The 951-nt window shown below is 33.9% G+C and carries 1 protein-coding gene; it reads right to left on the reverse strand.

Going from position 1 to position 951, the window contains the following annotated elements:
* Positions 1-22: 22 nt before the first annotated feature.
* The coding region (locus tag A3766_RS20335; RefSeq protein ID WP_156509004.1) for a DnaB-like helicase C-terminal domain-containing protein at positions 23-951 on the reverse strand (929 nt) is incomplete at its 5' end.

Raw genomic sequence — 951 nt, forward strand, 5'->3', positions numbered from 1 at the left:
TTTTAAATGGGCTCAATTTATCTCAACATCGTTGATACATTTCTTGAGTAGATCTATCCCAAATCAAATTACATTCACCAATATATTCATTCTCTTTATTTAGAACGCAGAGGCTCAAGGTCACCCTTTTATCATCAGTTAAAGCCTCCAGAGGGTATGAGCTTAAATGAACTTTGTAATCGATATAGGAGCATGATGATTGTTTATGAATATCATCTTTTCCTTCTGTATTCGGGCTATAAATAATCGTACATTGTTCATCTACGGCTATTTGTTTGAGTACTGATAAATACTCATCATCCTCCCAATCAAGCACAGACTCATGTTTTTCGTGAGTAGAACCATAAAGTTCCTCTATCACAACAAGGTTAAGAGATTTATCTATCTTTGTATTTAATTTCCTAATGGCAGATTGGATGCTGTTAATTCTCCCTGTCGGCACAACCTGAAAAGATAAATTCTTATTCTTCATTTTAACAACACCATTGGTTAGCTTTGGCCAATCTGTATCTTTTAAATCACCGCTCAATAATGTTGGTAATTCAATACCACTATTGAGAGACAGTAATTTGTTCATCACAATAGACTTAGTTATGTCAGAACAAAAATAATGTGTTGCCCCGTCGTCATCAAAGCTAACTGAGTTCACTATACTTATAATAAGTTGTGTTGAGAGGACTCTTTTATCAGAAGAAATTGAAACCACACTTCCTGGATTGATTCCTCCAATAAGCATTTCTAAAGTCCTAAGTTTGCTCAAATAGGTTTTAGGCGTAATTGTTGTTTTCTGTTGGCTTTTGTCAATCGTATTAAGCATATTGCTTAGTAGCTCATTGGAATGATGCACAGTACTAAGGTCAGCGGTTGAATTACTACTTTCAAAAATTTGATCAAGAAAATAGGATGCTTTTTTTCTTTGTAGTTCAATAGAATCAAAATTTTCATTCTCAA

Source organism: Oleiphilus sp. HI0132 (assembly GCF_001635845.1).